A 16685-nucleotide genomic window follows, 5' to 3' on the forward strand; every position below is an offset into this window, starting at 1 on the left:
GAGCGTGTCGCGAACGGCTAGGCCGATCCGCTGACACGCGGATCGACCGTTCGCCTGTGCCTTCGAGTGCGCCGCAGAGCGGTGCACCGCGGTCGGCTCTCNNNGCGCAGAGCGTGTCGCGAACGGCTAGGCCGATCCGCTGACACGCGGATCGACCGTTCGCCTGTGCCTTCGAGTGCGCCGCAGAGCGGTGCACCGCGGTCGGCCGGCAGGACGGTCGCGATGCGCAGAGCGGGTCGCGACCGGCTAGGCCGATCCGCTCGCACGCGGATCGACCGTTCGCCTGTGCCTTCGAGTGCGCCGCAGAGCGGCGCACCGCGGTCGGCCGGCAGGACGGTCGCGATCCGCACAGCGAGTCACGACCGGCTAGGCCGATCCGCTCGCACGCGGATCGACCGTTCGCCTCGCGGGGAGCGGCTGGTCCGGGGGCCGGGCGATCGGTGATCGCGGGACAGCGCGCGTCCTGGTGAGGACGACAGGATCACGGAGGGCCGGAGCCCGCGACTCTCGGTCGCAGGCTCCGGCCCTTCGTCGTTCTCGCTTCACATCTCAGGGCGGAGTCCCGCGCAGGGAGGTCCGGAAGTCCTCACCGCGTCGCGAGTCGGCGATCCCCTTCGCTGCGCCGTCGCCGGTCAGCGCCGCCACCTCTCCACGCCCCGTCGCAGGAGGCCGAGTGGACACCGAATCCACGAGCCGAACGGCGGATTCGCGTGCCAGCGAATCCGTCTAGGCGAACGCCCGACGCTCCACCCGCCCGGCCGTCCCTGAGAGCCGACCGCGGCGCGCCGCCACGCGGCGCGCAAGAAGGCCGCTCCGCGCCGCTAGGACAGCCGGCCCACGGAGGCCAAGGCGGCGCGGAGCAGCGCGCCCCGCCCGCCCTCCATCTCGGCGGAGACGGCGTCGGAGCAGGCCTCGTCGGGGGTCATCCAGGTGAGCTCGAGGGCGTCCTGGCGGGGATCGCAGGTGCCGGTGACGGGGACGACGTAGGCGAGGGACACCGCGTGCTGGCGGTCGTCGGTGAACGGTCCCATGCCGGGCATGGGGAAGTACTCGGCGACGTGGAAGGGGAGCGGGCTCGCCGGGAGGAGGGGGAAGGCCATGGGGCCGAGGTCCTTCTCGAGGTGGCGGAACAGCGCGTCGCGCAACGTCTCGCCGTACATCACCCGGCCGGAGACGATCGTGCGGGTGATCTGGCCGGAGGAGGTCGCGCGCAGGAGCACGCCGACCTCGGTGACCTGCCCGAGCCCGTCGACGCGGACGGGCACGGCCTCCACGTACAGCAGCGGGAGCCGCCGGCGGATCTCGGCGAGTTCGTCGTCGGACAGCCACCCGGAGTTCGGGTCAGGGGTGCGCACGCTCATGCAGCCATTCTCACCCTTCGCGGCTGGTGTTCCGACCGGCGGCGGCGATCCCGCGCTCAGGGGGATGATGGTGCGATGGGAATCGACGCGAACGCGGTGCTGTGGTCCTCCTCCGAGCGCGACCGCGTCGGCAGGCCCCTCCTGGTGCTGCTGCACGGCTACGGCTCGCACGAGGGGGACTTGTTCTCGCTCGGCGCCTACCTGCCGCTGGAGCCGGTCCTCGCGTCCCTGCGGGCTCCGCTCGCTCTGGGCGGCGGGGCGAACGCGTGGTGGCCCCTCCGAGTGCCGCTGGTGCCGGACGAGCCGCGGGCCGATCCCGAGGCCGTCGAGGCGGCGGCGGCGGGGGTGATCGAGTGGCTGGACGCTCTGGGGCACCCGGGTCCGGTCGGCCTGCTGGGCTTCTCCCAGGGCGCAGCTCTGGCGGTGCAGCTGCTGCGGCGCGCGCCGGGCCGCTTCGCCTTCGCGGTCGCCCTGTCCGGATTCGTGGTCCCGCTCGCCGAGGGCGACGACGCGGACGAGCGGCTCGCCCGCGAGCGTCCTCCAGTGTTCTGGGGCCGCGGGACGCTCGACACGGTGATCCCGGAGGAGCTCGTGCGGGACGCGGCGGACTGGTTCCCGGAGCACACGGCGCTCGACGCGCGGGTCTACGAGGGCGTCGCCCACGGAGTCGGGCAGGCCGAGCTCGCCGACGTCGGCACGTTCGTGCGTCTCGGCTTCGCCTGACGGACGGGCTCCCCCGAGTCAAGGGCTCGCCTCCGGGCGGCGGCCCCGGCAATGTCGGAGGTGGCAGGGAGGATGAGTGCATGCCGGACGTCCTCGAGCGCTTCTCCCCCGCCACGCGCGCGTGGTTCGAGGGCGCGTTCCCGGCGCCGACCGCCGCCCAGGAGGGCGCCTGGTCCGCCATCTCCAGCGGAGCGCACGCCCTGGTGGTCGCTCCCACCGGCTCCGGCAAGACGCTCTCGGCCTTCCTCTGGGCGATCGACCGGCTCGTGCAGGGCCCGCCGCCGGAGGATCCGCAGCACCGCACTCGCGTGCTCTACGTCTCGCCGCTGAAAGCTCTCGGCGTCGACGTCGAGCGCAACCTCCGCTCGCCGCTCGTCGGCGTCACGCAGACGGCGCTGCGGCTCAGCGCCGAGGGGATCGGCAGCGCGCCGGCCACGGTCACCGTCGGGGTGCGGTCGGGGGACACGCCCGCCGCCGAGCGGCGCGTTCTGCAGAAGACGCCGCCGGACATCCTGATCACGACCCCCGAGTCCCTCTACCTCATGCTCACCTCGGCGGCGCGCGAGTCGCTCCGCGGCGTCGAGACGGTCATCGTCGACGAGGTCCACGCGGTCGCGTCGACCAAGCGCGGGGCGCACCTCGCCGTCTCCCTCGAGCGGCTCGACGCCCTGCTCCCGAAGCCGGTGCAGCGCATCGGCCTCTCGGCGACGGTGCGCCCGCGCGAGGAGGTGGCCCGGTTCCTCGCCGGCCGCTCCCCCGTCGCGATCGTGGCTCCGGCGTCCGAGAAGCAGTGGGACCTCAGCGTCGTCGTCCCGGTCGAGGACATGTCCGAACTGGGGACGGCGGCTCCGCAGGACGGATCGACGATGGGGGCCACCGGTCCGCAGAGCGGGTCGATCTGGCCGCACGTCGAGGAGTCGATCGTCGACCGGGTCCTCGCGCACACCTCCTCGATCGTCTTCGCGAACTCCCGCCGCCTCGCCGAGCGGCTGACCGCTCGGCTCAACGAGATCTACGCGGAGCGCCGCGAGCTGGCCGCCGAGCGCGCACGCGAGGCGGGCGAGCCCGTCGCGGTCGGGGCCCTGCTCGCCGAGGCCTCGTCCTCCTCCGTCCGCCGCTCCCCCGCCGAGGCGATGGGAGCGGCCGGAGGGACGAGCGGCACCGGGCAGTCCGCGCCCGACGAGGAGCCGCTGCTCGCCCGCGCCCACCACGGCTCGGTGAGCAAGGAGCAGCGCGCGATCATCGAGGACGACCTGAAGTCCGGCCGCCTGCGCTGCGTGGTCGCGACCTCGAGCCTCGAGCTCGGGATCGACATGGGCGCGGTCGACCTCGTCGTCCAGGTCGAGACGCCGCCCTCGGTCGCGAGCGCCCTGCAGCGCGTGGGCCGCGCCGGCCACCAGGTCGGCGAGGTCTCGCGCGGGTCCTTCTACCCCAAGCACCGGGCCGACCTGCTCCACTCCGCTGTGACGACGGAGCGGATGCGCTCGGGCCTGATCGAGGCGATCGCCGTCCCCGCGAACCCGCTCGACATCCTCGCCCAGCAGACCGTCGCCGCGACGGCCCTCGAGAGCCTCGACGTGGACGACTGGTTCGACACCGTCCGCCGCAGCGCCCCGTTCGTGTCCCTGCCCCGCTCCGCCTACGAGGCGACCCTCGACCTGCTCTCGGGCCGCTACCCCTCCGACCAGTTCGCGGAGCTGCGGCCGCGCCTCGTCTGGGACCGCGACGCGAACACGCTCACCGGTCGGCCCGGCGCTCAGCGCCTCGCCGTCACCAGCGGCGGCACCATCCCCGACCGGGGGCTCTTCGGCGTGTTCATGGTCGGCGAGCCGGGCTCGACCGGCAACCGCGTCGGCGAGCTCGACGAGGAGATGGTCTACGAGTCCCGCGTCGGCGACGTCTTCGCGCTCGGAGCCACGAGCTGGCGCATCCAGGAGATCACCTACGACCGCGTGATCGTGACGCCCGCGTTCGGCGAGCCGGGGCGCCTGCCGTTCTGGAAGGGCGACTCGCAGGGACGCCCCGCCGAGCTCGGCGAGGCGATCGGAGCGTTCACCCGCGAGGTGGGCGCCGCCGCTCCCGAGACGGCCCGCGAGCGCTGCACGGCGGCCGGGCTCGACGAGTACGCGACCAACAACCTCCTCTCGTTCCTCGACGAGCAGCGCCTGGCCACCGGGCAGATCCCCGACGACCGCACCCTCGTGCTCGAGCGCTTCCGCGACGAGCTGGGCGACTGGCGGCTGGTGCTGCACTCCCCGTACGGGATGCAGGTGCACTCGCCCTGGGCGCTCGCCATCGGCGCCCGCGTCCGCGAGCGGCACGGCGTCGACGGAGCGGCGATGGCCGGGGACGACGGCATCGTCGTGCGGATCCCCGACACCGAGTCGGAGCCGCCGGGCTCCGAGCTGTTCCTGTTCGAGCGCGAGGAGCTGGAGCAGCTGGTCACGAGCGAGGTCGGCGGCTCCGCCCTCTTCGCCGCCCGGTTCCGCGAGTGCGCGGCGCGGGCGCTCCTGCTCCCGAGGTACAACCCGGGCAAGCGCTCCCCGCTCTGGCAGCAGCGGCAGCGGGCGGCGCAGCTGCTCGACGTCGCCCGCACCTACCCGACCTTCCCGATCATCCTCGAGACCGTCCGCGAGTGCCTTCAGGACGTCTACGACCTGCCCGCGCTGCTCCGGCTGGCCGCGCGGCTGGACGGACGCGAGCTGCGGATCCTCGAGGTCGAGACGCCGACGGCCAGTCCGTTCGCGCGGTCCATGCTCTTCGGCTACGTCGCGGCCTTCATGTACGAGGGCGACAGCCCGCTCGCCGAGCGCCGCGCCGCCGCGCTCTCGGTCGATGCGACGCTCCTCGGCGAGCTGCTCGGCCGGGCGGAGCTGCGCGAGCTGCTCGACCCGGCGGTCCTCGCGCAGATCGAGCGCGAGCTGCAGCGCGTGGAGCCGGAGCGCCGCCTCCGCGGCCTCGAGGGCGCCGCCGACCTGCTCCGGCTGCTCGGGCCGCTGACGCTCGACGAGCTCGGTGAGCGCCTGGTCGACGAGTCGGTCGCCTCGGCGGACGTCGCGAAGGCGCCCGCGATCGAGCGCCCGGTGCTCGAGGCCGACGTGGCCGCGCTCGTGAAGGCCAAGCGCGTCCTGCCCGTCGGTCTCGGCGGCGAGCAGCGGTACGCCGCGATGGAGGACGCCTCCCGGCTCCGCGACGCCCTCGGCGTGCCCCTGCCGATCGGCGTCCCCGTCGCCTTCATCGACCCGGTCCGCGATCCGCTCGGCGACCTCGTCGCCCGCTACGCGCGCACCCACGGCCCCTTCACCGCCGCCGCCGTCGCCACTCGCCTGGGCCTCGGAGTCGCGGTCGTCACCGACACCCTGCGGCGCCTCGCGGGCGAGCGCCGCGTCTCGGAGGGCGAGTTCCGTCCCACCGGCACCGGGACGGAGTGGTGCGACGCCGAGGTGCTGCGCCGCCTGCGCAGCCGCTCGCTCGCCGCGCTCCGCAAGGAGGTCGAGCCGGTCGACGCGGCCGCGTACGCCCGCTTCCTCCCCGCCTGGCAGCACGTCGGCGGCTCGCTCCGCGGCATCGACGGCGTCGCCTCCGTGATCGACCAGCTGGCCGGCGCGCCCATCCCCGCGTCCGCCTGGGAGTCGCTGATCCTGCCCGCGCGGGTGCGCGACTACTCCCCGGCGATGCTCGACGAGCTCACCGCGACCGGCGAGGTCCTCTGGGCCGGCGCGGGCACCCTCCCCGGCAACGACGGCTGGGTGAGCCTCCACCTCGCCGACACGGCCGGGCTGACCCTCCCCGTCCCCGCCGCCGAGTCCGTGACGCTGACCGAGCTCCAGCAGGAGATCGTCGGCGTGCTCGGATCGGGCGGCGGCTACTTCTTCCGTCAGCTCTCCGACGCGGTCGGCTCCACCGACGACGCCGGCCTCGTCGAGGCCCTGTGGGAGCTGGTCTGGGCGGGACTCGTCACGAACGACACCCTGGCGCCGCTGCGCACCCTCGTCGGATCGACCGGCGGCGCGCACCGACAGCCGCGCGCCCCCACCCGCGCCCGCGCGCCGCGGGGCCGGATGACCGCCCGTCCCACGATGGCCACCCGCGTCGGGCCCCCGACCGCCGGCGGCCGCTGGTCGATCGTGCCGCTCGCGGAGTCCGACGCGACGATCCGCGGGCACGCGCTCGGCGAGACGCTGCTCGAGCGGTACGGGATCGTCACCCGCGGCTCCGTGCAGGCCGAGGGCGTCCTCGGCGGCTTCGCCCTCGCCTACAAGGTGCTGAGCGGCTTCGAGCAGCAGGGCCGCGCCCGGAGGGGCTACTTCATCGAGAAGCTGGGAGCAGCGCAGTTCGGCACGGCCGGCAGCGTCGACCGGCTCCGCACGTTCGCCCCGCAGGACGAGGCGCAGGAGTGCTCGCGGCCGGTGCTCGCCCTCGCGGCGACCGACCCCGCGAATCCGTTCGGCGCCGCTCTACCGTGGCCGCAGGGCGAGGGGCACCGCCCCGGTCGGAAGGCCGGCGCGCTGGTCGCGGTCGTCGACGGAACGCTCGCGGTCTACCTCGAGCGCGGCGGCAAGACGGCCCTCACCTTCACCGCCGACGAGGCGGCCCTCGCCGACGCGGCCGGCGCCCTCTCGCAGCTGGTCCGCTCCCGCGGGGTCGAGAAGCTGACCGTCGAGAAGATCGACGGCGTCTTCGCGCTCGGCACCCCCTTCGGCGATGCGCTCGTCGCCGCCGGATTCGTCGCCAATCCGCGCGGCCTGAGGATGCGCTCGTGAGCGCCGGAGGGAGCCCGCGTGCCCGAGGGTGACACCGTCTACCGATCCGCCCACAATCTCGCCGAGGCGCTCGACGGCGAGGTCCTGACCCGCTGCGACGTGCGCGTGCCGAAGTACGCGACGGTCGACCTCACCGGCGAGACGGTCGACGAGGTCGTCCCCCGCGGCAAGCACCTGCTGATGCGGGTCGGCGACGCGCTGATCCACTCCCACCTCAAGATGGAGGGGAGCTGGCATCTCTACGCCCGCGGCGAGGGCGAGCGGCCGAAGTGGCACCGGCCGGCGTTCCAGGCCCGGATCGTCCTCGAGACGGAGGACTGGCAGGCGGTCGGCTTCGAGCTCGGGCTTCTCGAGATCGTCCCTCGCTCGGCGGAGGAGGACGTGGTCGGCTACCTCGGCCCGGATCTGCTCGGCGCCGACTGGGACGCGGACGAGGCGCTGCGGCGCCTGTCCGCCGACCCGGAGCGGCCGATCGGGCTCGCGCTGCTCGACCAGCGGATCATGGCCGGGCTCGGCAACGTCTACCGCGCCGAGCTGTGCTTCCTGCGCGGCGTGCTGCCCACGCGACCGGTCGGTGGGAGCGGCGATCTCGTGCGCACCATCGCGCTCGCGAAGCGGCTCATCACCGTGAACCGCGAGCGGATCGAGCGCACCACGACCGGAAACCTGCGCCCGGGCCAGCAGCTCTGGGTCTACGGCCGCGACCGGAAGCCCTGCCGGCGCTGCGGCACTCCGATCGAGCGCGGCGAGCTCGGCGACGACGAGCTGCAGCTGCGGGTCACCTACTGGTGCCCGCACTGCCAGAGCTGAGGGACTACTCCTCGACCGCGGAGCGGCGGCCGGGGACGTGCTTCTCGTGGACGCCGACGTCCGTCAGGCGCTCGATGCGGTCGACGTGGCGGCCGGGCTCGCCGCCGTCCGCGGCGATCCAGCTGCCGACGAGAAGGAACCCGTCGCGCCCGCCCGCCGTCAGCGGGCCCGTGATCGTGAACGATCCGAGCGCCGGGGTCGAGAACGCCACGCGCACGGGATCCCCGTGCTCGAGCCCCTCGGCCGAGCGCTCCCCGCCGACCTCGTCGGCGTCCGGCGCCAGGGCGATGCTCTGGATCTCGGTCCCCGTGCCGAGGAAGACGTCCGCGACGACGAGCTCGCCGCCGACGGCCTGGCGGACGACCCCCTCGATCCCGTAGAGGCCGTAGCGCGGGGAGCGGACGAGGACGCGCACCGAGTCGCCGATCGCGACCTCGGCGAGAGCACCGCGGATCGAGGCGACGTCCCTCCGCGCGGGAGGGGCGGACAGGGCGTCGAGGATCGGGCTGGACATCCGATCAGGGTAGCCGCTCCGGGAGCGCACCCGCCCGGCGGATCGGCGGCGGATCCCGGGCGGCCGGGGCGCCGGGTCGCGTCGGCCGCCGCCGACACCGCGGCAGGCACGGGCGCCGCCGGGAACGACGAAGGCCCCGCGTGAGCAGGGCCTTCGGGAGGTGCGGAGTCGGTGGGATTTGAACCCACGGAACCCAATAAAGGGTTCTCCACCTTAGCAGGGTGGTGCACTCGACCGGACTATGCGACGACTCCTGAGCGCCCGCTGGCGGACGCACGACGACCATCATAACCGCACGCGCGAGGGCCTCGCGACACGGGCGCCCGCCCCTCCGCAGGAGGGTGGGGCGCGCCGCCTACTGGTCCGACAGCGGCCGGCCGATCGTGCACGTCTCCTGCTGCGCGGTCTGCCCGGAGACGTCGCTCGGAAGGGTGACCGGCCCGTCGGGTGCGCTCGTCGCGGGGGCGTCGGTCGCGGGAGCGTCGGTGGCCGGCGCCTCCGTGGCCGCCGGAGCGCCCGTCGCTCCGGGCTCCTCCCCCGTCGACTGCGAGCCGCCGCCGGTGGTGCCGCTCAGCGCGATCGGCTGGTCGGCGAGGAGCGCCGCGTTCAGCGCCGCCGCCGCGTCCTCGCTGGGGTACACGCCGTTGCCGTCGATGAAGGTCGGGTACTGCACGAAGACCACGTTCGCGAGGTCGACGTCCTTCACCGCGAGGCCGATCGAGACCAGGGTGTTCACGTTCTCGAGCGAGGTCGAGAGCTGCATGTTCGAGACGGCCGCCTTCGCGAGGCCGTAGAGGTTCACCGGGTTCGAGAGCGTCGACGCGCTCTTCACCTTGCGCACCAGCGACGAGAGGTACACCTGCTGGCTCGAGATGCGCGTGAGGTCGCTGCCGTCGCCGACACCGTGCCGGGTGCGGAGGAACGCCAGCGCCTCGGCGCCGACGAGCGTGTGCGTGCCCGCGTCGAGGTTCAGCCCGGTGTACTCGTCCTGGATCGGCGTGGCGACGCAGACGTCCACTCCGCCGACCGCGTTCGACATCTCGATGACGCCCTCGAACTGGATGAGCGCCGCGTAGGGGATCTCGAGCCCGGTCAGCTGCTCCACCGTCTGCACGGTGCACGCCAGTCCGCCGGCCTCGAGCGAGGTGTTGATCTTCGCCGAGTCCACCGCGTCCGAGACGGCGCCGGTGGCCGGGTCGGTGCAGGAGGGGATCGGGACGTAGAGGTCGCGGGGGAAGCTGACGACCTGCACGGTGGAGTGGTCGGCCGAGATGTGCATGAGCATCGTGACGTCGTTGAGGTTCTCGGCACGCTCGCCGTACGCTCCGGCGGCCGATCCGTCGGCGCTGTCGCTGCCGGCGAGCAGGATGTTGACGCCGCCCTCGATCGCCCCGATCTCGGGCACGTCGCCCCCGCCCGAGTCGATCCCGAGGTCGACGGAGGGGCGCGCGCTCCCGGCGATCATCGAGGCCGCGATCGCCACGATGCAGACCGCGCTGAGGACGCCGACGCCCACGCAGGCCGCGAGGATCCGCGCGGCGAAGCGCACGCCGCTCGGGCGGCGCAGTCGGCCGTGCCGTGCTGCTGTGGTCCGGGTGGACGCGCGTTCGCTCATCGGGTCGTACTCTCTCTCGGCTGCGGGACGCGTGTCGTCCCGGAGTCAGCGCGCGAGGTGGAGAGCACCCGTGGTGCCGCCCGCCCTCGGCTCAGCCGAAGAACCCGACCGAGCAGGTCTGCTGGTCGGCGCTCTGGCCGGTGACCGATTCTGGCAGGGCAACCTTGGATCCGTCCTCGGGAGTCGCTGCAGGAGTGCCGGGTGCCGCCTCGGACGTCGCGAGCGGATCCGCGGTCGCCGGGCCCGAGGGAGCGGCGGTGTCGGCCGGGGCCGCGACCTCGCCCTCCACGGTCGCGCCGGCACCGGTGCCGCCGGTGATGGCGATCGGCTGATCGGTCTGCAGGGCGCTCGCCAGGACGTCGCCCGCGGCACGGTCCGGCTCCACTCCGCTCGGAGTCGCCCCGGTCGGGTACTGCGCGAAGACGACGTCCGCGAGGTCGACGTCCTTCAGCGCGAGCCCCATCTGGACCATCGTGTTCACGTTGTCGAGACCGGTCGAGAGCGTCATGTTGCCCAGCGCCGCCTTCGCGAGCCCGTAGAGCGCGACCGGGTTGAGGAGGGTGTCCGCGCTCTTGATCTGGCGCACGAGCGCCGAGAGGAAGACCTGCTGGTTGCTGATGCGGGTCAGGTCGCTGCCGTCGCCGATGCCGTGGCGGCTACGGAGGAACTGGAGCGCCGCCATGCCCTCGAGCGAGTGCACGCCCGGCTCGAGGTAGGTGTTCGTGTAGGGGTCCGCGATCTCGGTCGCGACGCAGACGTCGACTCCGCCGACCGCGTTCGACATCTCGATCACGCCGTTGAACTGCACGACCGCGCCGTAGTCGACCCGGACGCCCATGAGGTCCTCGACGACCCCCGCGACGCAGCCGAGGCTGACGTCGCTGCCCATCGCCTCGTTGATCTTGGTGTCGTACCGGGCGGGGATCGTCTCGCCCGTGGCGGCGTTCACGCACTCCGGGATGTCGACGTACATGTCGCGGGGGAAGCTCACGACCGTGGCGTTGCTGTGGTCGGCCGAGACGTGCATCAGCATGTTGACGTCGTTGAGGACGCTCGTCTCCTCGTCGGGGTCGCCGTAGGCGTCGCCCTGGCCCTTCCGCGAGTCGCTGCCGACCACGAGGACGTTGAAGCCGCCCTCCAGCGCGCCGATCTCCGGGGCGCCTCCGGCCTCGACGCTGGAGCCGGCGGCGACCGGGTGCAGGTCGACCGAGGGCTGCACGGACTGGACGATCAGCGTCGCCGCGATCGCGACCACCGACACCGAGGCGACCACGCCGACACCGCCCACCAGGGCGGCTCCCTTCACCAGGGTCCGCGCGAGCGAGTGCCGCTTCTGGCGGCCGTGCCGCACGAAGGGGCGCGGCGTGCGCGGAGTGTCGCGAGTCTGTGTCGAAGGGCCCGTGCGGCGCATCCGTCTCCCGGTGTCGAGGCGTCAGTGGTGCGGAGGTGAGGGCCGGGCGTCGATCCCGGGCGTCGCGCAATCCTATACAGAGGGGTGGCGCGTTCCGAAGGAGAGCGGGCGGGCCTCCGTCGTCGCGCGCCAGGACGGGCGTCGGAAGACGCCATCGAGGGTCGGCCTGCAGAACCGGACGCTGTGGCGGAGGGCGTGGGATTCGAACCCACGAGACGTTTCCGCCCACCAGTTTTCAAGACTGGCTCCATCGGCCGCTCGGACAGCCCTCCTCGCCGCTCCCGGAGGAGCGACACCCGATAGTAACCGCCGAGCGCCCGGCGTCAGCGCAGCGCTGAGAGCGCGACCGCCACGCCGTCCTGGTGGACCGAGGGGATCACGGCGGAGGCCACGGCGCGCACCTCGTCCGGCGCCTGGCCCATCGCCAGCCCTGCGCCCTCGGCGGCGGCCCAGGTGAGCATCTCGATGTCGTTGCGGCCGTCGCCCAGCGCGACCACGTCGCTCCGCTCGATGCCCAGCTCCTCGCGGACGACCTCGAGCGCGGTGGACTTGTTGACGCCGTGAGGGGCGATGTCGAGCCAGGCGGTCCAGCCGATCGCGTAGCTGACCTGGTGCAGGCCCATCTCCTCGACCAGCGAGGTGAACTCCTCGATCCCGGTCTCGGGCGAGATCACGACGACGCGGGTGCACAGCCGGCCGAGCAGCTCCTCGAAGGGGACGTGGGTCGTCTCGGCGCCCATCACGGCGCCGCCGGGGAACGCCTCCGTGTAGAAGAAGGCGCCGTCCGCGTCCTCGACGGCGTAGTGCGCGTCGGGGAGGGAGCGGCGGATGGTCTCGAGGACCTCCGTCGGGTCGAAGGTCTCGACCGTCTCGGGGACGTAGGCACCGGACGCGTCGCGGCGGAGAGTGACCGCCCCGTTGCAGCAGATCACGTACTCGGGCGAGATCCCCAGGCGCTCGACGACGGGCAGTGTGGAGGAGGGCGAGCGCCCGGTGGCGAGCATCACCTCGTCGCCCTGGGCGGCCACGCGGGTGATCGCGTCCGTCACCGCGCGGGTGATGGTGCCGTCCTCGTGCATGACGGTGCCGTCGATGTCGAGGGCGACGAGGCGGCGGCCGGAGGCGCGGACCGCGCTCATGCGACGGGCTCGAGCACCTCGAGGCCGCCGAGGTGGGGCCGCAGCGCCTCGGGGACGAGCACCGAGCCGTCCGCCCGCTGGTGGGTCTCGAGGAGGGCGACGATCCAGCGGGTGGTCGCGAGCGTGCCGTTGAGAGTGGCGACCGGAGCGGTCCTCCCCGACTCGGTGCGGTAGCGGGTGTCGAGGCGGCGGGCCTGGAACGTGGTGCAGTTCGAGGTCGAGGTCAGCTCGCGGTAGGTCTCCTGCGTGGGGACCCAGGCCTCCACGTCGAACTTGCGCGCGGCGCTCTGGCCGAGGTCGCCGGCCGCCGTGTCGATGACGCGGTAGTGCAGGCCGAGGCTCTGCAGGACGTCCTCCTGGTACGAGAGCAGGCGCGCGTGCTCCGCCTCCGCCTCCTCGGGGAGGGTGTAGACGAACATCTCGAGCTTGCTGAACTGGTGCACGCGGATGATGCCGCGGGTGTCCCGTCCGCCCGAGCCGGCCTCGCGGCGGTAGCAGGTGCTCCAGCCCGCGTAGCGCTTCGCGCCGCCGGAGAGGTCGAGGATCTCGTCGGCGTGGTAGCCGGCGAGGGCGACCTCGCTGGTGCCGGTGAGGTAGAGGTCGTCGTCGCGGAGGCGGTACACCTCGTCGTCGTGCTCGCCGAGGAAGCCTGTGCCGTCCATGATCTCGGGGCGCACCAGGGTGGGCGTGATCAGCGGGGTGAAGCCGGCGGCGAGCGCCTTCTCGAGCCCCAGGTTCATCAGGGCGATCTCGAGGCGGGCGACCAGGCCCTTGAGGAAGTAGAAGCGCGCGCCGCTGACCTTCGCGCCGCGCTGCATGTCGATGCCGTCCAGCAGCTCGCCGAGCTCGAGGTGGTCGCGCGGGGCGAAGTCGAACACGGGGCGCTCGCCGACCGTCTTGACGAGCTCGAACGACTCCTCGCCGCCCGCGGGGACGCCCTCGATGATCGGGTTCGCGATGCGCTTCACCAGCACGGTGAAGGCGTCGTCGGCCTCGGAGGCCTCCTGCTGGGCCTGCTTGGCGGCGGCGGCGAGGCGCTGGGCCTCGGCCACGAGGGCCGCCTTCTCGTCCTTGGGGGCCTTGGCGACGGTCCTGCCGAAGGCGTTCTGCTCGGCCCGCAGCCGCTCCGCCTCGGTGATCGCCGCACGGCGCACGCGGTCGGCCTCCAGCGCCTCGTCGACCAGCTCGACGGAGTCGCCGCGCGCCTCCTGCGAGCGCTTCAGGACGTCCGGGTTCTCGCGCAGAAGTACGGGATCAATCACCCCAGCAGTGTAGAGGAGGGCCGGGACGGGCCGCCGCCCGCGCGTACCCCCGGGGCCGGCTGAGCATCGGCCGCGAGGCGGCATCCGATCGCGGGGACGGCTGCGAATGTGAGAGGTCCCCCGAGAACGTCCCCCCGCGTTCGACATCCCTGCTCCCCTGAAGGCTCTCCCATGCACGTCACCCCCCTCATCGACGCGACCCCCGGCGTCGTCCTCGAGCGCGACGGCTCCGTCGCCCGGATCACCCTCAACCGCCCCGACGCCCTCAACGCGATCGACCTCGGCACCGCGCGACTGCTCCTGAGCACCGTCGCCGACCTCGACGCCGACTCCGGCTGCTCCGTCATCGTGATCACCGCCGCAGGCCGCGCGTTCTGCACGGGCGGCGACATCTCGGCGATCATGGGGTCCGAGCACCCGGACCACTACCTGCGCGACGTCGCGACCACGACCGCCCAGGTGATCCGCCTGCTCGAGGACAGCCGCGCCGTCGTCGTCTGCGCGATCGACGGCATGGTCGCCGGCGCCGGCATCGCCTTCGCTCTGGCCGCCGACATCGTGATCGCGACTCCCGCCGCCCTCTTCCTCAGCGCGTACGGCGACGTCGGGCTCGTCCCGGACGTCGGAGTCACCGCCGCGCTCCCCCGCGTCGTCGGCCGCCGCCGCGCCCTGGACTTCGTGCTGTCGGGCCGCCCGGTCCGCGCGGCCGAGGCGCTGGAGTGGCAGCTCGTGACCGAGGTCGTGCCGCGCGCCGACCTCGCCGGCCGCATCGACGAGCGCGTGCGCGCCCTGGCGGCGAAGCCGGCGCACGTCGCGTCCGCCGCCCGCCGCCTCCTGCGCACCGACCCGCTCGACCGCGCCGAGCGCATCGTCGAGGAGACGGACACCCTGGTCGATCTCCTGGCGGTCCCGGCCACGCGCGCGCTCCTGGACGCCGAGCACGAGCGCCAGACCCGGCGCGCCGCTCGGGCGACCGCCTCGCTCTGACCCGGCGCCAGCGTCCGCGACGACGCTCCGGCTCCGGGCCGAGCGGACGTCTGGGCCGCGGAGCGCGGACCGGCCGGGCGGGCTCGCTCGATCTCGGCTACGGTGGTCCCCGCGAAGGGGAGTAGTTCCCACCGTCCGCCGAGCGGACGACGAGGCGCGTCGACATGCTGGTCCGGGACGATCCGGGCCCGGCGCTCCACCCCGGCTCCGGCCTGGGCGAACGAGACCTTCGGTCAGTCGACGCACGTCCTGACCGGTCCTCTCGCGCGGGTCGGCGGGCCTGAGCCAGGAGATCGCATGGCGACCACCGCCCCCACCCCCAGTCCCGCCCAGGTGCGCCGCTGGCGCCGCTACCTCGCCGACGAGCTCGCCGAGGCCTCCGTCTACCGCGACCTCGCCGGACGCCGCACCGGCGAGGAGCGGGAGATCCTGCTCGCGCTCGCCGTGGCCGAGGGCCGCCACGAGGAGCACTGGCGGGAGCTGCTCGGCTCCGCGGCGGAGCCCGCGCCCCGCCCGGACCTCCGCACGCGCTTCCTCGGCTTCCTCACCCGCCGCTTCGGCTCCGTGTTCGTCCTCGCCCTGATCCAGCGCGCCGAGGCCCGCTCCCCCTACGCCGACGACGACGACGCCACCGAGGCGATGGCCGCCGACGAGCGGATCCACGGCGAGGTCGTCCGCGGGCTCGCCGAGCGCGGCCGCAACCGCCTCTCCGGGACGTTCCGCGCGGCGGTCTTCGGAGCCAACGACGGCCTGGTCTCGAACCTCGCCCTCGTGCTCGGAGTGGGAGCGAGCGGAGTCGGCACGGGCGTCGTCCTGTTCACGGGCATCGCGGGCCTGCTCGCCGGCGCCCTCTCGATGGGCGCGGGCGAGTTCGTCTCGGTGCGCTCGCAGCGCGAGCTGCTCTCGGCCTCCAGCCCGGACCTCGACGCGAACCGCATCGTCCCCGACCTGGACGTCGACGCGAACGAGCTCGCCCTCGTCTACCGCGCTCGCGGAATGACCCAGGAGCAGGCCGACGCACGTGCCGCCTCCGTCTTCACCGGCCTGCGCGGCGGCGCCGTCACCTCGCCGATCACGCTGGGCGGCCCCGCGGGCGACCCCGACGTCGACGAGCACGAGTCGATCGGCACGGGCATGGGCGCCGCACTGTCGAGCTTCTGCTTCTTCGCCTCGGGCGCGATCATCCCGGTGCTGCCCTACCTGCTCGGCCTGACGGGGCTCGCCGCGGTGGTCCTCGCCTGCGTGCTCGTGGGCATCGCCCTGCTCGCCACCGGCGCGGTCGTCGGGCTGCTCTCGGGCGCCCCACCCCTGGCCCGGGCGCTGCGCCAGCTCGGGATCGGCTACGGCGCGGCCCTGGTCACTTACCTCCTCGGCCTGCTCTTCGGCGCGTCCGGAGTCTGAGCCTCGGCCTCGAGGAGCTGCGCGCCGTCCCGCGGCTCCTCGGGGCGGGGCCGCACGACCACTCCGCGCCACCGCAGGGCGGCCACTCCGACCGCCAGCAGCAGGGACGCCGGCAGGCAGCCCAGCAGGGGGATGCAGGAGTAGTAGAGGAGCTGCCGCTGGATCCACGCGGGCGAGGGCACGTCGGAGTCGCCGTAGTAGGGCGGGGGCGGCGAGGAGTAGCCGGTGTAGAGGAGCGCGAGGCCGATCAGAGTCCCCGCGAGACCGGCGAGCAGGAGCACGAGGAGCCACGGGTTCCGCAGCAGCGGCGTCTCGCGCGCGGGCTCGACGGGAGCTGCGGGAGCGGGCTCGGCGGCGGGCTGGGCGGCGGGCTCCGGCAGGGGTGCGGGCGCGGTCTCGGCGCCGAGGCGGTGCGACCGCCGGCCCTCGGCGGCTCCCGCGATGTCGGGAAGGGCCATGATGCGGCGGGGTCCGGGCACGGACGAGGAGCCGGATCGGACCACGCGCGGCTCCGGAGGCGCCGGACGAGCGGCGGCTCCGGACATGGCGGCGGGAGCACCGGGGACGGCCCCCGTCCCGGGCCTGGCGAACGCCCGCTCGTCGCCGCGCAGGCGCTCCACCGGTCCCGAGAACCCGCGCTGGAACGCCGGGTCGTAGCGCGGGTCGACCCGGTCGTCGTCGTCGTCAGTCATCGTCGTG

General features: G+C 73.9%; 12 protein-coding genes and 2 tRNA genes. 5 read left to right on the forward strand and 9 right to left on the reverse strand.

What is annotated here, in order from left to right; genetic code table 11:
- Nucleotides 1-821: 821 nt before the first annotated feature.
- Nucleotides 822-1361, reverse strand: a complete 540-nt coding sequence (locus C5D44_RS11575; RefSeq protein WP_104281717.1) for an NUDIX hydrolase family protein — start codon at nucleotides 1359-1361, stop codon at nucleotides 822-824.
- Between the two features lie 75 nt (nucleotides 1362-1436).
- Here C5D44_RS11575 and C5D44_RS11580 point away from each other — a divergent pair, with 75 nt between their 5' ends.
- The 3 genes from C5D44_RS11580 to C5D44_RS11590 all read left to right on the forward strand — a co-directional run bounded on the left by C5D44_RS11580 (nucleotide 1437) and on the right by C5D44_RS11590 (nucleotide 7657).
- A complete protein-coding gene (locus C5D44_RS11580) occupies nucleotides 1437-2084 on the forward strand; it encodes an alpha/beta hydrolase (protein ID WP_104281718.1) in 648 nt (215 codons plus the stop codon).
- Between the two features lie 80 nt (nucleotides 2085-2164).
- A complete protein-coding gene (locus C5D44_RS11585) occupies nucleotides 2165-6847 on the forward strand; it encodes an ATP-dependent helicase (protein WP_104281719.1) in 4683 nt (1560 codons plus the stop codon).
- Between the two features lie 18 nt (nucleotides 6848-6865).
- On the forward strand, nucleotides 6866-7657 hold the full coding sequence (locus tag C5D44_RS11590; RefSeq protein WP_104281720.1) for a DNA-formamidopyrimidine glycosylase family protein: 792 nt from the start codon (nucleotides 6866-6868) through the stop codon (nucleotides 7655-7657).
- Nucleotides 7658-7661: 4 nt separating this feature from the next.
- Here the strand turns inward: C5D44_RS11590 and C5D44_RS11595 are convergent, their stop codons facing one another.
- The 7 genes from C5D44_RS11595 to serS all read right to left on the reverse strand — a co-directional run bounded on the left by C5D44_RS11595 (nucleotide 7662) and on the right by serS (nucleotide 13598).
- Nucleotides 7662-8171 (reverse strand): hypothetical protein, encoded by a 510-nt coding sequence (locus C5D44_RS11595; RefSeq protein ID WP_104281721.1) that lies wholly within the window; start codon nucleotides 8169-8171, stop codon nucleotides 7662-7664.
- 163 nt (nucleotides 8172-8334) lie between these two features.
- A tRNA-Ser gene (locus C5D44_RS11600) sits at nucleotides 8335-8425 on the reverse strand.
- Nucleotides 8426-8526: 101 nt separating this feature from the next.
- Nucleotides 8527-9786 carry an LCP family protein gene (locus C5D44_RS11605; RefSeq protein ID WP_104281722.1) on the reverse strand — a complete coding sequence of 420 codons (1260 nt, stop codon included), beginning with the start codon at nucleotides 9784-9786 and terminating at the stop codon, nucleotides 8527-8529.
- A gap of 91 nt (nucleotides 9787-9877) precedes the next feature.
- Nucleotides 9878-11137, reverse strand: coding sequence for an LCP family protein (locus tag C5D44_RS11610; RefSeq protein WP_258067959.1), 1260 nt, complete (start codon nucleotides 11135-11137; stop codon nucleotides 9878-9880).
- Between the two features lie 244 nt (nucleotides 11138-11381).
- Nucleotides 11382-11469 (reverse strand) — tRNA-Ser (locus tag C5D44_RS11615).
- 51 nt (nucleotides 11470-11520) lie between these two features.
- Nucleotides 11521-12336, reverse strand: coding sequence for an HAD family hydrolase (locus tag C5D44_RS11620; protein ID WP_104276989.1), 816 nt, complete (start codon nucleotides 12334-12336; stop codon nucleotides 11521-11523).
- Nucleotides 12333-13598, reverse strand: coding sequence for a serine--tRNA ligase (serS, locus tag C5D44_RS11625; RefSeq protein WP_104281724.1), 1266 nt, complete (start codon nucleotides 13596-13598; stop codon nucleotides 12333-12335). The genes C5D44_RS11620 and serS overlap by 4 nt, the downstream gene beginning before the upstream one ends.
- Nucleotides 13599-13769: 171 nt before the next feature.
- Between serS and C5D44_RS11630 the strand changes: the two genes are divergently transcribed.
- Nucleotides 13770-14585, forward strand: coding sequence for an enoyl-CoA hydratase/isomerase family protein (locus tag C5D44_RS11630; RefSeq protein WP_104281725.1), 816 nt, complete (start codon nucleotides 13770-13772; stop codon nucleotides 14583-14585).
- Between the two features lie 297 nt (nucleotides 14586-14882).
- Complete coding sequence (locus C5D44_RS11635) at nucleotides 14883-15986, forward strand: VIT1/CCC1 transporter family protein (RefSeq protein WP_104281726.1); 1104 nt, start codon at nucleotides 14883-14885, stop codon at nucleotides 15984-15986.
- Here C5D44_RS11635 and C5D44_RS11640 read toward each other — a convergent pair.
- Nucleotides 15947-16678 (reverse strand): hypothetical protein, encoded by a 732-nt coding sequence (locus tag C5D44_RS11640; RefSeq protein WP_104281727.1) that lies wholly within the window; start codon nucleotides 16676-16678, stop codon nucleotides 15947-15949. The genes C5D44_RS11635 and C5D44_RS11640 overlap by 40 nt on opposite strands.
- Between the last annotated feature and the right edge of the window lie 7 nt (nucleotides 16679-16685).

This window comes from Rathayibacter sp. AY1B5 (genome assembly GCF_002932795.1).
Lineage (GTDB): Bacteria > Actinomycetota > Actinomycetes > Actinomycetales > Microbacteriaceae > Rathayibacter.